The following is a 16,939-nucleotide window of genomic DNA, read 5'->3' on the forward strand; positions in this document are numbered from 1 at the left end:
TTATGGCAAAGCGGAATACTCTCAATCAGAGAATGATTGAGAAAAATAGATTAAGATTGATAAAATTTTGGAGGCTCCCAGATAGAATTTAAAATTTCCTTATTGTAAAGCGCACTTTTGTAAAAGGTCTTTTTGATCTCAATAGAATTGTACACCTTCTCGGTAAAATGAAGATCTAAAATTGGATTAACGGTAAATGCAACAGAAAGAGGACTTGCGTGTGAAACAAAAGGTAGCTTTTGATCCTGATCATAATCATTATCTTTAACCGGATGATCATAATGCATTTTCAGAAATGCAGTAAACGACATTTCAGAATTAAGGTTTTTGTGCTGAAAATAATGCTCAATGAGAAGCGGCATTTTCAAAAGCTGATATAGTTCGGTTGTAGAAACCAAATAAAGGGATAACAACAATATGGAAATCAGCTTTTTCACTATAACAAAATTATGAAATATTTCATTAAGAACGATTTTAAATAAGCCCAATCATTGGTTTTTCATTATTATATTTTCTTAATAATACTCTTTCTAATCAGCAAATTGATAAAGTCTCTATAATCTATTTCATACCTATAAAGTCAATGAATAAGAATTGCGTTTGAACAATGTTGGCAATTCCCCAATATATGTGATATTCTAAGTCTATTGCTACCCATGAATCTTTACGATAAGGTCTTCAGAATTTATTATTTCACCACCAACTTTTACCGCTTCAACCATTTATTATATCATCGGTTTTAATATTTTGCTTTCTTTGTATTAATGAATGAGAATGAAAGAAAAATATATCTTTACAGTGCCTTTTTGATCACACTAATGGTCAATTCTGCAAAACTGATGGCCCTTAACAGTGATGGGATTATCGCCCGTTACTGGCAGTTCAATATTGGGGAATATGGCTACCAGTTTTTGTATAATATGGCATTCTGCCTTTTGTTACTGTATCTTAACCTGTCCCAGGGTAAGTTTCTGAGTGTCTTTAGAGAAAACAAACAATACTGGAGACTCTATATATTCAATGTCTTGGTGTTGGTGGCAGCAATTATACTGGGAAGTATGATCCATTCTTTGCTCTTTGGGACTCCCCAACTTACGGGAGGAAGAATTAGAGGATATTTTGTCCGGTTTTTGCTCAGCAGTATCATGATTGCAGTCGTTATCCGACTTATTCTTCTGATGCGTGAAAGCAGAAATAAGGACCTTATCAACGAGCAGCTCAATTCCGCTTACCTTAAGGCACAACTGCAATTGCTCCAGGAACAGCTTAACCCGCACTTTCTATTCAATACATTGAGCAGCCTTTCTGCCATAGTAAGGGAAAATCCAAATCTGGCTCAAAACTATATTCTCCATCTTTCCAAAATCTTCAGATATACGCTGGTTCGTTCAGGTAACAATCTGGTAAGTCTTGAGAAAGAGCTTGAGCACCTGAAATCCTATATACAGCTGGTAAAAATGCGGCTGGAAAATGCATTTCAGATTCATATCAATATCAGCGAAGATTGTATAAACAAACAAATTCTTCATTTATCACTGCAACCCCTGGTGGAAAATGCTGTTAAACATAACAAAGCCACCCTTTCACATCCTTTAACTGTAGAGATTTATGAAGAAGACAAATGGCTTATTATCCGAAATAATCTCCAGCCCTCCATCAGTGAGACAGAAGGCACTGGGCTTGGTCTTACCAACCTGAATGAGAGATACAAACTGCAACTCCATAAAGAAATAGAGATTTTCCAGACAAAAGAATATTTCATCGTAAAGCTTCCCTTCTTATGAAAAAAAATTTACATATCGTCATTATCGAAGATGAAGCTGCAACCGCAAGAAATCTTGAATATATCCTGAAAGAAATCAACCCGGCAATCCAAATTGTGAAGACTTTACCAAGTATAGCAGAAGCAATGGATTGGTTCAGATTAAACGATAGTGATTATAATCTTATATTTTCGGACATAAAGCTTTCTGATGGGTTATCATTTGAAATCTTCAGACAGGTAAACATAAGAAAGCCCGTTATTTTTGTTACGGCATATAATGATTATGCTATCGAGGCCTTTCGTAACAACGGCATTGATTATGTTTTAAAACCTTTTGACACAGAAGAAATACAGCGGACTTTACTTAAATACAATACCCTTATTGCTGATGATTCAAAAAATAGACAGGACAAAACAGAATCTCTGCTAAAGAAGCTACAACATACAACAAAGCAATATAAAAAATCCTTCCTTATTCATTACTGTGGCAGGCTTATCCCTGTTGACGCGGCTAAAATCAATTGGTTCCATACCGCAAATGAAATCGTATACGCACATATGGCCGATGGCAGACAATATGTAGTGGAATTTACCCTGGAACAGCTGGAACATGAGCTCGATCCTACTCTATTTTTCAGGGCTAACCGCCAATTCATTATCAACAAGAATGCTGTAGATGCCGTAGAATATTTCTTTAATGGCAGACTGCTGGTCAAAATACATCCGCTACCTCAGGAACAAATCCTTGTCAGTAAAGCAAAAGCGATGCATTTCAGAAAGTGGCTGGATCAATAATGAATTCACCCCGGAATTTAGCAGCTTCATCCTTTTTTATCTTAAAGGAAATAATCGTTCTTGATACATTTGTTTCACCAAAAATTAAAATTTCCAAGATGATTTTAAAACAAAAACAATGGCCCATTCTTGTGACAGCATTTCTATGTATGACATTTGCAAATGTAACGGCACAGGCAAAAAAGTTAAAGGACAGTACTCCCGAACAGCGCGCAAAGATGATGACGGAGTGGATGACAAGTAAATTAGCATTAAATACTAAGCAGGTTGAGCAGGTCTCTGCTCTTAATCTTCAGTATGCCCAAAAGAACGACCCGATTCTGCAAAGTAATGAAGGTAAACTCGCTAAATTCAAAAAACTGAAAGCTTTACAGAAAGAAAAATCCAATGCCCTGAGCCAAATTCTGGATGCAGGACAATACAAAAAATATGAGGAAATTAAAGATCAGATGGTTCAACATATTAAAGACAAAAGAAAATGAAAAAACTATTCTATCCATGGGTAATGATTTTGTTTATTACCACTTCTGCATGCTCTCAAAGCACTAACGACACTGACGAAGCTGATCCTATTCAGCCAAAACTTGGCAACAGCTTTCAGGGACCTATTCAGAAACCGGCATCAGGATATGGTGCAGACGGAAATTTTGAAGTGGCTGAAATTGATTTTAATAACCCCCAGTACGCTGGAACACAGGTTTCAATTTTCTATCCTAAAGGAATTACTTCTCCCAGACCTACTATATTTTTTTCACATCCCTTTGGTGGTGAGGATAAAGAATACAATATAGAGCTGTATAACTTTATTGCCAAGAAAGGTTATGTGGTAGTATTTGTGCCTTATCGCACCATAGATATCAGTGTTGATCACCGTTACCAAACCCTGTGGGAAGGCTTCGTAAAAGCTGCCACAGATTATCCTAATATTATTGATACTCAGAAAGTAGGATTTATGGGACATTCTTTCGGCGGTGGGGCAACTATTGATCTTGCCTATAAAGCATTTACGGAAAAAGGTTGGGGACAAAACGGACGTTTTCTTTTCACCATGGCTCCGTGGTATTCCTTTAATTGGAACAGTTCATTAACTACCCAACAGCAATTACAGAGTTTTCCTTCCAATACCAAAATGATCACCCAGGTCTATGATGAGGACGATGTCAACGATCACAGAATGGCAATTGATATTTTTAAAAACATTAATATTTCTAACTCTGAAAAAGATTTTATTTACTTTAAATCATCTACCATTAATGGATACAATTATGTAACTGATCACGCAATGCCAAGTTCCCGAAAAGCCTTTGATGCATTAGATTATTATGGTGTATATCGTCTTTTAGATGCCATGATTGATTACAGCTTCAACGGAAACAGCAATGCCAAAAATGTTGCTTTAGGTAATGGTTCCGCGGCTCAGGTTACCATGCCTTCTTATAACGGACAATCGATGGTTCCATTGGAAGTTACAGATAATCCCACTCCTAAATATCCGCAAGGCAAATATCAGTTTCAATGCGGAGACAATACCAATCCACGAATTTCTTTCTGTAATTAATATGAAAGACAGCTTTCTTTGAATAAAACACATTTAAAATAATAATTAAAAAGGGTTTCCCGCTATGTGGAAGGTCTTTTTAATTATCAAAAACTATTTATTTTAGCAGCTCTAAATATAATCAATTAATAGTATATTGTGGTCAAAAACAATTAACAATGTCTGTCAAACATCAGGTCGAAAATCAAACAAAAAAAATCAAAAAATTCTTTGGTCTTTTAGGTCCCGGACTGACAACGGGAGCGGCTGATGACGATCCTTCAGGCATTGCTACCTATTCTCAGACAGGAGCTCAGTTTGGCTATGGTCAATTATGGACAGCCCTCTATATGCTCCCATTTATGACTGCCGTGCAGGAAGCCTGTGCAAGAATAGGAATGGTTACTGGTAAAGGACTTACCGGAGTTATCAAAGAGCATTACACCAAAAAAATACTCTATAGCTCTGTCGGATTGGTTGTCATTGCCAATACGATCAATATCGGAGCGGATATTGGAGCCATGGCAGCTGCCGCACAATTAATTATTCCTGCTGATATTGTTATACTTATGCTGTTTTTTACGGTTAGTATACTTACATTAGAGGTCTTCACCAGTTATCGGGTATATTCAAAAGTTCTTAAATGGCTGGCATTATCACTTCTTGCCTACCCTCTTACAGCTTTTATTATTGATCAGCCGTGGAAAGAAATACTAAAAGCCTCTATTGTTCCTCATTTTGAATTTTCTTTCAATTTTCTTTTTATAATCACCGGAGTATTTGGGACAACGATTACACCTTATATGTTCTTTTGGCAGGCTTCCCAGGAAGTGGAAGAAGAAAATGAAAGAGGTCTTATCCTAGACGGAAAGCCCAACATCGGATGGCGCCATATTCATGCAATGAGAAAAGATAATAGTATAGGAATGGTCATCTCTGAATTTACAACATGGTGTATTATATTGGTTGGAGGAACGGTTCTGCATAGCGCTCATATAACAGATATTAATACTGCGGCTGATGCAGCAAAAGCTTTAGAACCCCTGGTACAATCATTTCCAAATTCAGGTTTGATATCAAAAATCATATTTGCTACAGGAATCATTGGGTTGGGATTACTTGCCGTACCCGTTCTTTCAGGATCGGCATCATATGCGGTTTCCGAAGCCCTCAACTGGAATGCAAGTTTAAACCTTAAATTTGCAAGAGCAAAAGGATTTTATATGGTTATTATTATCTCTACACTTATTGGTCTGTGTATGAATTTTATTGGGATTAATCCTGTGAAGGCTCTTGTTTACACAGCTGTTCTCAATGGCGTAGCTGCTGTGCCTCTCTTGTTTCTTATCATCAGAATATCTGCAAGTGAAAGTATTATGGGAGAATTCAAAAGCAGGTGGCTTTCAAAAAGTTTATTATGGGTAACTTTTATATTTATGGCTACAGCGTCAATTGCAATGTTTTTTACGATCTAAAATAAATCCGAAAATAATACAGACTGTGTCGTATATGTTAATATTGCCGCTTTCAGGATTATCAAAAAACAAAACATCTGCAATATTACTCTAATGAATATTTGGAACTTTTGTAAGAATATTTTAAAATTACATTAATGTTTAAGTACGTATCTTCCTTTTGCCTTTCCTGTGAGAATCTCATCTAGTTTGTCAGGCAATTCCTCTAATCCGATTTCTGTAATAATATTTTCTAAATTTGAAAGTTTCCATTCATTAGACAATTTTCCCCAAATTAAGTTTCTTACTGATAAAGATGCTTCAACAGAATCAATTCCTGCCAAATAAACCCCTCTTAAAATAAATGGAAATATAGACGTATTCACTTCTGTAGATCCTGTCATTCCACAACAAGTAACAATACCTCCATACTGAGTAGATTTTACCATCCCCGAAAGAATCGCTCCGCCAACGGTATCAATTCCTGCAACAAATGTAGGTTTAGCAAGTGGTTTGCTATCATACATTTCAATGAAATCATTTCTGTTGATCACTTCTTTCGCTCCTAAAGAGTTGATTAAATACTCATTTTTCTTTTTTTCCCGAAACTGCAAGTACGTCAAACCCTATTTTCGCCAAGATAGACACCGCAATACTTCCAACTCCTCCAGTAGCTCCGCTCACAACAACTTTTCCATTTTCTGAATTAACAGTGCTCGACTGCAATATTTGACAAACGGATAATCCTGCTGTCAAACCTGCTGTTCCATAACTCATTGCCTCTTTCTCTGTTAGTTCGGCAGGTAAATGAACTGCCCATTTTTCGGGAATACTGATATATTCACCAAATCCACCCCAGGTGTTCATCCCTAAATCAAAACCTGTAACCAAAACCTTACTTCCAATTGGAAATTTTTTTGAATTAGATTCAGCAACAGTTCCCACAGCATCAATACCCGGAATATGCGGAAACTTACGAGTTACTCCTTTATTACCTGAAGCTGACAATGCGTCTTTAAAGTTAATCGATGAATAACTCACTTTTATCAAAAGGTCATTTTTAGGAAGCTCTGACAAGTTTTTTTCCTTAATTTCTTTTGTAAACCCAATTGTACTTTCATTTATAACTAATGCTTTAAACGTATTATCCATTACTTTTTTGAGTAAATTTATTTAACTTTACATTGTAAAACAAGTACTTACATTCAATTCAGCTACTGAAACAAAGTACAGTTTTACTGACTATCAGAAGAAAAAATGTATGGAATTGCAAAAAATTGAAATAGACGAAATCGGAGAAACAGAAAATAAATGTCCATCCGATGTATTTTTACAAATAATAAAAGGTAAATGCAAAACAACCTTAATTGTTCTCATAAAAAAAGGCAGAAACAGGTTCGGAGAATTAAAGCGAACTCTTCCCACAATCAGTGAAAGAATGCTGGCTCGGCAATTAGAAGAATTAGTAAAAGACGGAATTCTTACACGAAAATCATTTGGAGAGGTTCCTCCAAGAGTGGAATATTATTTAACCGATTATGGCGAAACCATTTATCCAATTATCAAAGAGATGAGGAAATGGGGATATAAACACATAGAGGGATCAATCAATCTTTAAATTGATGTGGATTACATATTATTATATTTAAAGCATGATCTAATTCAAATAAGACAAGCTCTTAGACTCCTTATTTTCAGTGAGAGAAATTCCCCAAAAATAAATCCTCAATATAGCATCTGTATATTTATCCCTTTGAGCTTTATTAATACTCTTCCTTCCTAATCGCTTTATATGAGTTCGTAGATCAAGGAACTTCCGCTCAATATGATTGGTCTCTCTTCGTTTTGTGCTGTGAAGATGCTTAGGAATAATTTAGGATAGATATTCAAACGATCACTATATATCTTTTTTGGATTTGCATAAAGTAAAGTATCTATAATACATTGTAGCGTCTTGGTCGTTCTTCTCCCAAGTTTATAGTCAATTACTTTCTTTGTCTCTCTACAATACGCTGCAACTACCCACCGCTCATTGGTTTTACTTTGAGTGTATGTTTTTAATTCATCAATTTCGATTGTAATATTCTGAGGGATTGGTGGCTTAACAACTTTAGAAGCGATTTTTAAAATCTTTTTTAGTACAGTCGTCTTACTGACATTAAGTAATCTGCTAATACCTCTAATACCAACTCCTTCTTTTATCAGCTGTTGAATATTATGATTAGTACTTTTCTGATATGCACGATAAGAATATTTCCCAATGAACTTCTTTTTGCATTTTTTGCACTGATAGCGCTGCTTATTTTGTGATGTTATTCCTGCCTTGATACAGTAGCTGTAATTACAGTGAATACATCGATTTCGCCGTTTATTCATAATGATTTAAAGTAAATTAGTAACTCCACATCTGAACCATCAGCGTTTTTGCAGGTTTAAGACCATTAGCCGCTCCCGAAAAAGAGGGACAAAGCACCAAGGAAGTATCCCGAAGCCATAAAATAATGATATCTGATTCAGGACTTGTGACCGTTATTGGCGGAAAATGGACCACATATAGAGAGATGGCGGAAGAAATTGTTGATGAAGCGTCAAAAGTTGCAGACCTGCCAGAAGTAAGTTGTAAAACGCATCATTTTTCTATTCACGGAAATATTCCAGCTTCTCACGCAGATCAGAGCGACCACCTTTACATCTATGGATCTGACATCCCTGAAATAAAAAAACTACAGCAAAGCGATGCTGCACTGAAACAAAAAATACATCCGAAATATGACGCTACTTATGCAGAAGTACTATGGGCAATAGAATGCGAAATGGCGGAAACCCTAGAGGATGTACTGGCCAGAAGAATCCGTTTCTTGTTTACGGATGCCCGTGCAGCCATTGATATTGCAGAAGATGTTGCCCAATTTATGGCGCAGAGATTAGGAAAATCCGAAGAATGGGCAGTACTGGAAACTAAAAATTTTATTGAGCTTGCAAAAGGCTACTTACTGGAAGATCATTCCCCAAAAAAAGAAACTCAAATTATCAATTAAACTTTAATAGAATCAAATTATGGCACCAGCGGAAAAACTAAACAAACTTATTTTGGCCCTTGACCAAGGGACAACCTCATCAAGAGCCATTCTTTTTAATCAAAATGGAGAAATTGAAGAATTATCGCAGAAATCATTCACCCAAATATTTCCAAAAGGAGGCTGGGTAGAGCACGATCCCAATGAAATATGGTCTTCACAGATATCCGTTGCGGCAGAAGTCATTGCAAAAGCAGGAGTATCAGGTAGAGAAATCGCAGCGATAGGTATTACAAACCAAAGAGAAACCACTGTTGTTTGGGATCGCGAAACATCAGAGCCTATCTACAATGCCATTGTCTGGCAAGACAGAAGAACAGCAAAATACTGTGATGAGCTGAAGCAAAAAGAAGGGTACATAGAAACTATCAAGGAAAAGACTGGACTAATCCTTGATGCCTATTTCTCAGGAACAAAATTGAAATGGATTCTTGATAATGTAGAGGGTGCAAGAGAAAAAGCGGAGCAGGGAAAACTTTGTTTCGGCACTATAGATACTTGGCTGGTTTGGAAATTGACCAGAGGAAAAATGTTCGTCACAGATGTAACCAATGCCTCCAGAACACTACTTCTTAACATCCATACCCAGCAATGGGACGACGACCTGTTACAACTTTTCGATATTCCAAGAGCTATACTTCCTGAAGTTAAGCAAAGTTCCGAGATCTACGGAGAAACATCTACAACACTATTTGCATCAAAAATTCCTATTGCAGGTATTGCTGGCGATCAACAAGCTGCACTTTTCGGACAAATGTGCACCTCGGAAGGGATGGTGAAAAACACTTATGGAACAGGATGTTTTCTTCTGATGAATACAGGAGATAAAGCGGTTTATTCGAAAAATAACCTGCTGACCACTATCGCATGGAAAATCAATGGGAAAGTAACCTATGCACTTGAAGGCTCTGTTTTTGTCGGAGGCGCAGCAATACAATGGCTCAGAGACGGGCTAAAACTCATCAGAACAGCACCTGATATTAGTAATCTCGCCAATCTTGTAAAAGAAACAGAAGGTGTATATTTCGTTCCCGCCTTAACAGGTTTGGGCGCACCTTATTGGGATCCGTATGCTCGTGGCGCTATTGTGGGAATTACCCGAGGAACAACCGATGCGCATATCGCAAGAGCAACCTTGGAAGGTATCGCTTACCAGGTATATGATATTGTAAAAGCAATGGAAGCAGATTCCGGAATGCAGTCCATGGAACTGAGAGTCGATGGTGGTGCTACCGCATCTGACCTATTAATGCAAATACAAGCTGATTTGTTTGGTTTTTCTATTACAAGACCAAAAACATTGGAAACAACAGCTCTTGGAGCGGCATATCTTGCCGGACTTGCTGTTGGATTCTGGGATAATATTGACGATATCAAATCACAATGGAGCGTAGATAAAAAATTTGACCCTAAAATGGAGCGTGAAAAAGCGGACGAAATGATTAAAGGATGGCATAAGGCAGTAGGAAGATCCAAAAACTGGGAAGAATAAAAACAAAAATCTCCAACAAAACTGAGCTATTATTAAACAGCCCATTAAATAACTAAGAAAATTAAACTATTATATCATTATTTATTATGTCAACTATTTTTATTGCAGAGATGATGGGAACGATGTTCCTTATTCTCTTAGGAAACGGGGTCGTAGCCAATATCCTTCTCAAAAAAACAGGAGGTAATGGCGGAGGTATCATTTCCATTACAGCTGCCTGGGGATTTGCAGTATTCGCCGGAGGTTTAGTTGCTGTCAATCTAGGCAGTGCTGGAGAACTAAATCCAGCCACTGTAATTGCAGGCTGGATAAACGGAGCTTATACTACCAGCCAATTATTGCCTTACATCGGAGGCGAATTGACAGGAGCTATGCTAGGAGCATTTTTGGTATGGTTACTATATAAAGACCATTTTGATGAGACATCTGCAGAACCACACTCACAGCTTGCTTGTTTTTCTACATCCCCATCAATCAAGAACACTCCCCTCAATTTCTTTTCTGAAGTATTGGGAACATTTGTTTTGCTCTATGTTGCTATGAGTTTCCAAGGATCTGCCGTAAACTTGGGAAGCACAGGAAGATGGCCAATAACCACACTTATTTGGGCAATCGGATTATCGCTTGGAGGAACAACAGGATACGCCATCAATCCTGCAAGAGACCTCGGTCCGAGAATCATGCATGCCATTTTACCCATAAAAGGAAAAAGTTCCAGTAACTGGAGTTATGCCTGGATACCAATAATAGGACCTGTTATAGGAGCTTTAATATCAATTCTTATATTCAATCTATTACATTAAATCTATTCCATCAAATTTACCATGAAAAAAATATCAACATTGCTGACGAGCTTGTTTGCAATAACACTATTACTGGCACAGACATCTGAAGATGATGGGGCTTCTGCTGAAAATGACAACCTCCACCTTTCTGCGGGGATAAAAACAAACCATTTGTGGAGAGGACTTATTATTACGGACAAACCAATCGTTTCCGGACAACTGTGGTACGACCTCAACAAATCGAAAACATTACAGTTAGGAGTCTGGGGTGCATCTGCTATCTCCAATGACAGTGATGAAACCCATTACAAAGAAATTAATTATTATATCCAATATGCAGATAAAGGATTTTCTATAGGAATCTGGGATTTGTTCAACTCCAGGAATATCAATGAACTTATTGCATCAGACGATATTTTTAATTACTCTAAGGACAAAACAACGCATATCATTGATTTAAGAACATCTTATCAGTTTCCTGAAAAATTCCCTTTAAGAGTTGAAGCAGATGTCATGCTTTATGGAGGAGCCAATGCAGGAGAAGTAAAATTGAATGAAAATAGCGAATACGACAGCAACAAATATTCCACCTATATAGAGATAAGTTATCCATTGATTTCAAAAGGTTCTGTTAAGCTTAATGGATTTCTGGGTGGAGGTTTTGCTTTCAATCCCGGAAAAAGAAGTCTTGGACAAGGTACTTTTCTATATGGGAACGGCAAAAACGATTTCGATATTGTGAATATCGGATTCTCTGCAAGTAAAAACATCAAAGTTTTTTCTGCCCATATTCCATTATCTTTTACCACTATGTGGAATCCTTCCAACAAATATGCAAGAATACAGTTTGCAACGACTTTATTTTGACAAATATTTTTCTTTAAGAAATTAATCCCCAAAAAGCTGTCCGAAATTCCGAACAGCTTTTATTTATTTTTAACCATTGTTTATTTTCAATAATCACAAATTATCTTAACAATAATCAAATCAAAAGCTTATGTCATCTCAATGATATTAAGATTAAAAAAAATTTAACATAAATAGTTGTTATTACAACTATTGTTTAATTAACTTTGTTCAATAATAATTTTTATATGAAAACTGAAAAAATATTAACTGAACAAGATCGATACAATCTGCTTACCGGCAATGTACCTCTACTGTTCAACCGTTTTTTGGTTCAGCAATTCAAATTGAATAATATTAACTTGACCCGGGAACAATGGTCGGTGCTAGTACCTTTATGGAAACAACAGGGATGTTCACAGCAGGCAATAGTAGATTTTACCCACAGGGATAAACCCAGCATAACTAGACTTATTGATCAATTGGAAAAAGAAGGTTACGTAGAAAGAAGGTCCCACCCTACTGACAGAAGGCAAAATCTAATATATTTAACAAATAAAGGAAAGGAGATAGAGGAAAAAGTAATGTATATTGTGAACAATGTAACCGAAAGAGCAACCAGAGGACTTTCAGAAAATCAAATTATGGAGATAAAAAACTTCTTTCAGCATATTCAAAACAACATTCAAAACGAAATGGTATGAAAAAAATAAACTTAGCCATTACATTGATCCTATTCGGCACTATCATCAACGCACAGATTCTTGTAAGTAAGGATTTGGATTATGCTATCGGAAAGGCATTGCAAAAAAACACTGAAATAAGGAATCAAGATCTTGAATTACAAAAATTAGAATTAGAACGCAAAAGCATATTGGCCAAATATATCCCGAAGGTCGAGGCGTCAGGTTTATATTCTTACATCAGCAGTGATGCAAAATTAGATCTAGCTACCCTGAATTTACCCATCACAGGATATCCTGTTTTTGGGGGATCTTCCGATTTCAGCACAAATGCGAATATCCTTTATGGAGGTATTACCGCAAAAGCGGTATTGTTCAGTGGCGGACAAATCCTAAATGGAGCCAAGGCTCTCAAAGAAAAAAATACAGGCACAGCGTTTATGATGGAAAATCAGAAAGATGAGGTGATAAAAGATATCATAGGGAGCTTTGACCGTCTCAAACTTCTGGAAACCGCCGAAAAACTCATCGATAACAGCGAAAAAAGATTAAATAAGGAAAAAGAAAGAGTAGAAAGGGCGATATCCGAAGGGTTGGCAATTCCTTATGACCGCGATAAAATCAAACTCTCCACTCTGGAATTGGCTTCCAAACGTGCAGATGTTCAAAATAAAAGAAAACTTCTGATACTCAAGATAAAACAGTCCACCAATCTTTCAGAAGAAGAAATTCTTAAAACCAATCATCAGTTGGAGCCCATCATTATTTTGGACAGCCTGAGCACAGCCGAACGAAATGAGGTAAAAGCACTGGAATCTTTCAAAAAAGCCTCCGAATATGCCCTTAAAAAAGAAAAAGGAAGCCTTCTTCCCACAGTTGGGGCTTTTGCGGGATATAGCTATGCATCATTATATAATGCCAATACAAAAGTGCCGATTGAACAATTAAATACGACCGCCAATTTGAAACTAAATGAATTGACACTACATCCGAACTGGATGTTGGGCGTGGCCGTGAAATGGGAACTCTTCAGCGGATTTGAACGTAAACATAAAATAGACGAAGCCAAAATAGGACTCGCCCAGGTTGAAAATAAACTGGCTGACACCAAAGAAAAAGTAGACCTGGAATTGGAAAAAAACAAGGTAGAATACAATACCACGTTACATAAGGTAGATATTGCGATCCAAAGGGAAAAAATAGCACAAAATAATAATGAGATAGCATCAAAGCAATACAGATTAGGACTTATTAACGTCACTGAACGCCTGGGAGCGGAAAATGATATATACAAAGAATCCTTAAACAAAGTAGAAACCATGATTGAACAGCGGAATGCTGCTATTGAAGTTTACCGTGCATCGGGAAAATTATCAAACTTTATTAAAATCCAAAACTAAGCAAAATGAAAAAAATTATTTACATACTAAGCATTGCAGGCATTTTAGCTTCTTGTGAGAATAAACCGAAAGTATCACAAACCATCCAGGGAAAAACCGAGCGGGAAGAGATTGCAGTAGTAGGCAAAATAGCAGGCAGAATAGATAAAATTCTGATCAGCGAGGGAGCTCTTGTTAAAAAGGGAGATACATTGGCGATATTGGAAATCCCAGAAGTAGACGCAAAAAAATCACAGGCACAGGGAGCGGTAAAATCTGCTCAGGCACAATATGAGATGAGTGTACACGGTGCTACTGCCAATCAGTTGGCACAGCTCTATGCCAAGAAATCCGCTTTGGTAGAGCAATATGAGTTTGCAAAAAAATCCCTGGCAAGAATGAACGCAATGGTAAAGGATTCATTGGTTCCGCAACAGCAATATGATGAAGTATTCGCAAAGTATCAGGGAGCCAAATCACAAATGATAGCCGTAGATGCAGAAATTGCCGATGTTAAAAACGGGGTCCGCATAGAACAGCAAACAATGGCGTTGGGACAAAAAGACCGTGCTCAAGGAGCTTTGGAAGAAGTACAGGTTGCCGAAAAAGAAAGGTATATCATTGCACCACAGGATATGAAAATAGAATCGATCACATTGAAGCTGGGGGAACTGGCACTACCAGGATATACGCTTTTCAAAGGTTCTCTTAATAATTCCATATATTTCCGCTTTACTATTCCTGAAAGCCAATTGGCAAATTATGCACAAGGAAAAGAAATCAATGTGCATATACCTTACAAAAATCGGGATATCAAAGGGAAAATCAGAAATATAAAACAAATAGGCGCCTATGCTAATATTGCTACAGCATATCCTGATTATGAAGTGCAGGACGCTTTGTATGAAATATTGATAGACCCTATTAACATCCAACAAGCAAACGATATCCTAAGCAAAACAACAGTAACGCTAAAACCTTAATAATGAAAACATTTCTCAATCTGATCAAACGGGAGTTCGGTTTGTTCTGGAGCAACAAGGTTCTCAGAATTTTGTTTATTGGGGCTCCTTTGATGTACGGTGTTTTGTTGGGATATGTTTACAGCAAAGGGAAAGTGACAGATTTACCAATCATCGTGGTAGATTATGACCAAAGCTCACTCAGCCGGAAAGCAATCGAAATGATGAATGACAACGAAGTTTTGTCTGTTGCAAGGCTGCAGTTTGACGAGACAAACCTCAATCGTTTGATGATTGAGAAAGATGCAACCTGCGTCGTTATTATCCCAAAAGATTTTGAGAAAGATGTGCTGACAAAACGTTATCCTGAAGTCACTACCATAATCAATACAGCAAATGTATTGACCGCAAATTATTCTTCATCAGCACTTCAGCTGGTCTTAGGAACCCTCAAAGCAGGAACACAGGTCGAAACCTTACGTAAACAAGGAGTTCCGGAAAATTTGCTAATGAGTCAGTATGAGCCATTTAAAACCACGTTTATAAAAAAGAACAACAGAAGCACCAACTATATGTATTTTTTGTGGCCTGGTGTTTTGGCTACTGTGCTTCAGCAGGTATTGTTATTGGGGCTTGCTCTTTCTTTTGCTTCCGAGTTTGAAAACGGCACTTTCAAATATCTGGTACAAAAAAGCCGTTCTGCATTTATGCTGATATTGGTTAAAATCGTGCCTTATCTCATAATGAGCTTCGGGATATGGCTGATGTACTGGGGTTTTACCAAGTGGTTCAGAATTCCTTTTTATGAAAACATTTTTCCGCTTACTCTAATAGCGGGTGTTTTTGTAATCTCGGTCTGCTTTATAGGAATTTTGGTAAGTATCCTTGTCCCGAACCAACTGAAAGCTACGGAAATCCTTATGGTTATTGCCACACCCAGCTTTATCCTGTCAGGATTTACCTGGCCGCTCAGCCAAATGCCAGTTTGGGTTCAGCACATTGCAAATATCATCCCGCTTACACATTTCTTGCCTGCCTTTAGAATACTTATCATAGAAAAAGGCGCTGTAGACCTCACCTATCCTTATGTTATAAAAATGATAATCATAGGAACAGTAAGCGCCATTGCCAGCTATAGCGTTTTATGGTACAAAGTCCGAAAAATTAAAAAGGATAAACTGTAGTGAGCTAAATCATAAGCTAAAAATTATATATGCCCATATAAATCCATTAAATAAGAAACCATGAAAGCTTACGAAAGTATTAAAGAAATATTATCTTTTTATCAGGTACACTGTGATGAACCTTACTATATATCTTCAGGAAAACTCATTTTTGAATTCCCAAAAAGACTGTTCCGCATGGATTTTTATGCATTCTGCATCTGTGTTTCCGGTAGTATTGATTTAGAAATTGATAATCACCATTACAATATATCCCAAAACGGATTCCTGATATCTGCTCCGTCAACAATTATAAAATTTGTAAATACCAGCAAAGATTTCCGCATGAAGGTTCTATTCTTTGAAAAGAATTTCCTGCTTAAGAACATTTCTAATCCATTTTTTATCGAGAATCTGTCTCTATTCAATAAAACTACCTTTAATGTAGTTATTTCCAACGAAGCAAGTAGTAAACACTTAATCAATTTGTTGGAATATCTTCAGCAGCAGACCACGAGGAATGGTCGTTTTACAGAAGATATTCTTCGTACTATTATTATTAATATTTTGTTGGAAGTTGCAGTCCTAATTGATGAAGACAGAAAAGACAACGCATATCTAACTCCAAAAGATAATAATAATATTTTTTTTAAATTCAACGAATTGGTAAAAGAAAATATTTTGCAGCATAAGGACGTACAATACTATGCAGACAAGCTATTCATTACCAACAAATATCTTATTCTGATTGTAAAAAAAGCTACTGGCAAAACTCCACATCAGATTATTGATGAGGCCTTATTAAAAAGAGCATGCGTTCTGCTCGGCTATCCAGAAAAAAATATCTCTCAGATTGCATTTGAAACAGGCTTTAATTCTACCTCTGCATTCGGTCGTTTTTTTAAAAAGCATGCGTCAATATCGCCCCAAAGGTACCGAAGACAACAGCATTTTTAAAAAAGAAATTCCGTATATGATTTTCGAATTTAGGGATACTAAGG

20 protein-coding genes are annotated in these 16,939 nt (G+C 36.9%); 15 read left to right on the top strand and 5 right to left on the bottom strand.

Annotated features, from left to right (window positions below):
- Positions 1–50 precede the first annotated feature (50 nt).
- Entirely contained in the window at positions 51–437 is a 387-nt protein-coding gene (locus tag AC5P2S_RS09980) for a hypothetical protein (RefSeq protein ID WP_041461445.1), read from the bottom strand.
- Between the two features lie 327 nt (positions 438–764).
- Between AC5P2S_RS09980 and AC5P2S_RS09985 the strand changes: the two genes are divergently transcribed.
- The 5 genes from AC5P2S_RS09985 (at position 765) to AC5P2S_RS10005 (ending at position 5,572) form a co-directional block, all read left to right on the top strand.
- Positions 765–1,784, top strand: coding sequence for a sensor histidine kinase (locus AC5P2S_RS09985; RefSeq protein ID WP_002978585.1), 1,020 nt, complete (start codon positions 765–767; stop codon positions 1,782–1,784).
- Positions 1,781–2,560, top strand: coding sequence for a LytR/AlgR family response regulator transcription factor (locus tag AC5P2S_RS09990; protein WP_002978584.1), 780 nt, complete (start codon positions 1,781–1,783; stop codon positions 2,558–2,560). The genes AC5P2S_RS09985 and AC5P2S_RS09990 overlap by 4 nt, the downstream gene beginning before the upstream one ends.
- A gap of 98 nt (positions 2,561–2,658) precedes the next feature.
- On the top strand, positions 2,659–3,042 hold the full coding sequence (locus AC5P2S_RS09995; protein ID WP_041461718.1) for a DUF4890 domain-containing protein: 384 nt from the start codon (positions 2,659–2,661) through the stop codon (positions 3,040–3,042).
- Positions 3,039–4,118 (top strand): alpha/beta hydrolase, encoded by a 1,080-nt coding sequence (locus AC5P2S_RS10000; protein ID WP_002978582.1) that lies wholly within the window; start codon positions 3,039–3,041, stop codon positions 4,116–4,118. The genes AC5P2S_RS09995 and AC5P2S_RS10000 overlap by 4 nt, the downstream gene beginning before the upstream one ends.
- Before the next feature lie 158 nt (positions 4,119–4,276).
- Positions 4,277–5,572: an NRAMP family divalent metal transporter gene (locus tag AC5P2S_RS10005; RefSeq protein WP_494554783.1), complete on the top strand. Its 1,296-nt coding sequence runs from the start codon at positions 4,277–4,279 to the stop codon at positions 5,570–5,572.
- A 134-nt stretch (positions 5,573–5,706) separates the two neighbouring features.
- Here AC5P2S_RS10005 and AC5P2S_RS10010 read toward each other — a convergent pair whose 3' ends face one another.
- Positions 5,707–6,174, bottom strand: coding sequence for an MDR/zinc-dependent alcohol dehydrogenase-like family protein (locus tag AC5P2S_RS10010; protein WP_494554784.1), 468 nt, complete (start codon positions 6,172–6,174; stop codon positions 5,707–5,709).
- On the bottom strand, positions 6,137–6,703 hold the full coding sequence (locus AC5P2S_RS10015; RefSeq protein ID WP_002978579.1) for an alcohol dehydrogenase catalytic domain-containing protein: 567 nt from the start codon (positions 6,701–6,703) through the stop codon (positions 6,137–6,139). The genes AC5P2S_RS10010 and AC5P2S_RS10015 overlap by 38 nt, the downstream gene beginning before the upstream one ends.
- A gap of 109 nt (positions 6,704–6,812) precedes the next feature.
- Between AC5P2S_RS10015 and AC5P2S_RS10020 the strand changes: the two genes are divergently transcribed.
- The gene (locus tag AC5P2S_RS10020) at positions 6,813–7,169 is read left to right on the top strand and encodes a winged helix-turn-helix transcriptional regulator (RefSeq protein ID WP_002978578.1); all 357 of its coding nucleotides are present in this window, start codon (positions 6,813–6,815) and stop codon (positions 7,167–7,169) included.
- Between the two features lie 39 nt (positions 7,170–7,208).
- Here AC5P2S_RS10020 and AC5P2S_RS10025 read toward each other — a convergent pair whose 3' ends face one another.
- Together AC5P2S_RS10025 and AC5P2S_RS10030 are read right to left on the bottom strand one after the other, a co-directional pair.
- Entirely contained in the window at positions 7,209–7,424 is a 216-nt protein-coding gene (locus AC5P2S_RS10025; protein ID WP_494557021.1) for an IS1 family transposase, read from the bottom strand.
- On the bottom strand, positions 7,340–7,927 hold the full coding sequence (locus tag AC5P2S_RS10030; protein WP_494554785.1) for an IS1 family transposase: 588 nt from the start codon (positions 7,925–7,927) through the stop codon (positions 7,340–7,342). Before AC5P2S_RS10030 ends, AC5P2S_RS10025 begins: the two co-directional genes overlap by 85 nt.
- 125 nt (positions 7,928–8,052) lie before the next feature.
- On the opposite strand from AC5P2S_RS10030, the gene AC5P2S_RS10035 reads away from it, so the two are divergent.
- The 9 genes from AC5P2S_RS10035 to AC5P2S_RS10075 all read left to right on the top strand — a co-directional run bounded on the left by AC5P2S_RS10035 (position 8,053) and on the right by AC5P2S_RS10075 (position 16,895).
- Positions 8,053–8,589: a glycerol-3-phosphate dehydrogenase C-terminal domain-containing protein gene (locus AC5P2S_RS10035; RefSeq protein WP_002978576.1), complete on the top strand. Its 537-nt coding sequence runs from the start codon at positions 8,053–8,055 to the stop codon at positions 8,587–8,589.
- Positions 8,590–8,608: 19 nt separating this feature from the next.
- Complete coding sequence (gene glpK, locus AC5P2S_RS10040) at positions 8,609–10,120, top strand: glycerol kinase GlpK (protein ID WP_002978575.1); 1,512 nt, start codon at positions 8,609–8,611, stop codon at positions 10,118–10,120.
- A gap of 86 nt (positions 10,121–10,206) precedes the next feature.
- A complete protein-coding gene (locus tag AC5P2S_RS10045) occupies positions 10,207–10,923 on the top strand; it encodes an MIP/aquaporin family protein (protein ID WP_002978574.1) in 717 nt (238 codons plus the stop codon).
- Positions 10,924–10,944: 21 nt separating this feature from the next.
- The gene (locus tag AC5P2S_RS10050) at positions 10,945–11,772 is read left to right on the top strand and encodes a hypothetical protein (protein WP_002978573.1); all 828 of its coding nucleotides are present in this window, start codon (positions 10,945–10,947) and stop codon (positions 11,770–11,772) included.
- A 227-nt stretch (positions 11,773–11,999) separates the two neighbouring features.
- Positions 12,000–12,455, top strand: a complete 456-nt coding sequence (locus tag AC5P2S_RS10055) for a MarR family winged helix-turn-helix transcriptional regulator (RefSeq protein WP_138402067.1) — start codon at positions 12,000–12,002, stop codon at positions 12,453–12,455.
- Positions 12,452–13,834: a TolC family protein gene (locus AC5P2S_RS10060; RefSeq protein WP_002978571.1), complete on the top strand. Its 1,383-nt coding sequence runs from the start codon at positions 12,452–12,454 to the stop codon at positions 13,832–13,834. Before AC5P2S_RS10055 ends, AC5P2S_RS10060 begins: the two co-directional genes overlap by 4 nt.
- Positions 13,835–13,839: 5 nt before the next feature.
- Complete coding sequence (locus tag AC5P2S_RS10065) at positions 13,840–14,796, top strand: HlyD family secretion protein (RefSeq protein ID WP_002978570.1); 957 nt, start codon at positions 13,840–13,842, stop codon at positions 14,794–14,796.
- A gap of 2 nt (positions 14,797–14,798) precedes the next feature.
- On the top strand, positions 14,799–15,959 hold the full coding sequence (locus AC5P2S_RS10070; RefSeq protein ID WP_002978569.1) for an ABC transporter permease: 1,161 nt from the start codon (positions 14,799–14,801) through the stop codon (positions 15,957–15,959).
- A gap of 60 nt (positions 15,960–16,019) precedes the next feature.
- Positions 16,020–16,895, top strand: coding sequence for a helix-turn-helix domain-containing protein (locus AC5P2S_RS10075; protein WP_138402068.1), 876 nt, complete (start codon positions 16,020–16,022; stop codon positions 16,893–16,895).
- Positions 16,896–16,939: the final 44 nt, after the last annotated feature.

Source organism: Epilithonimonas sp. 33E, assembly GCF_059372615.1.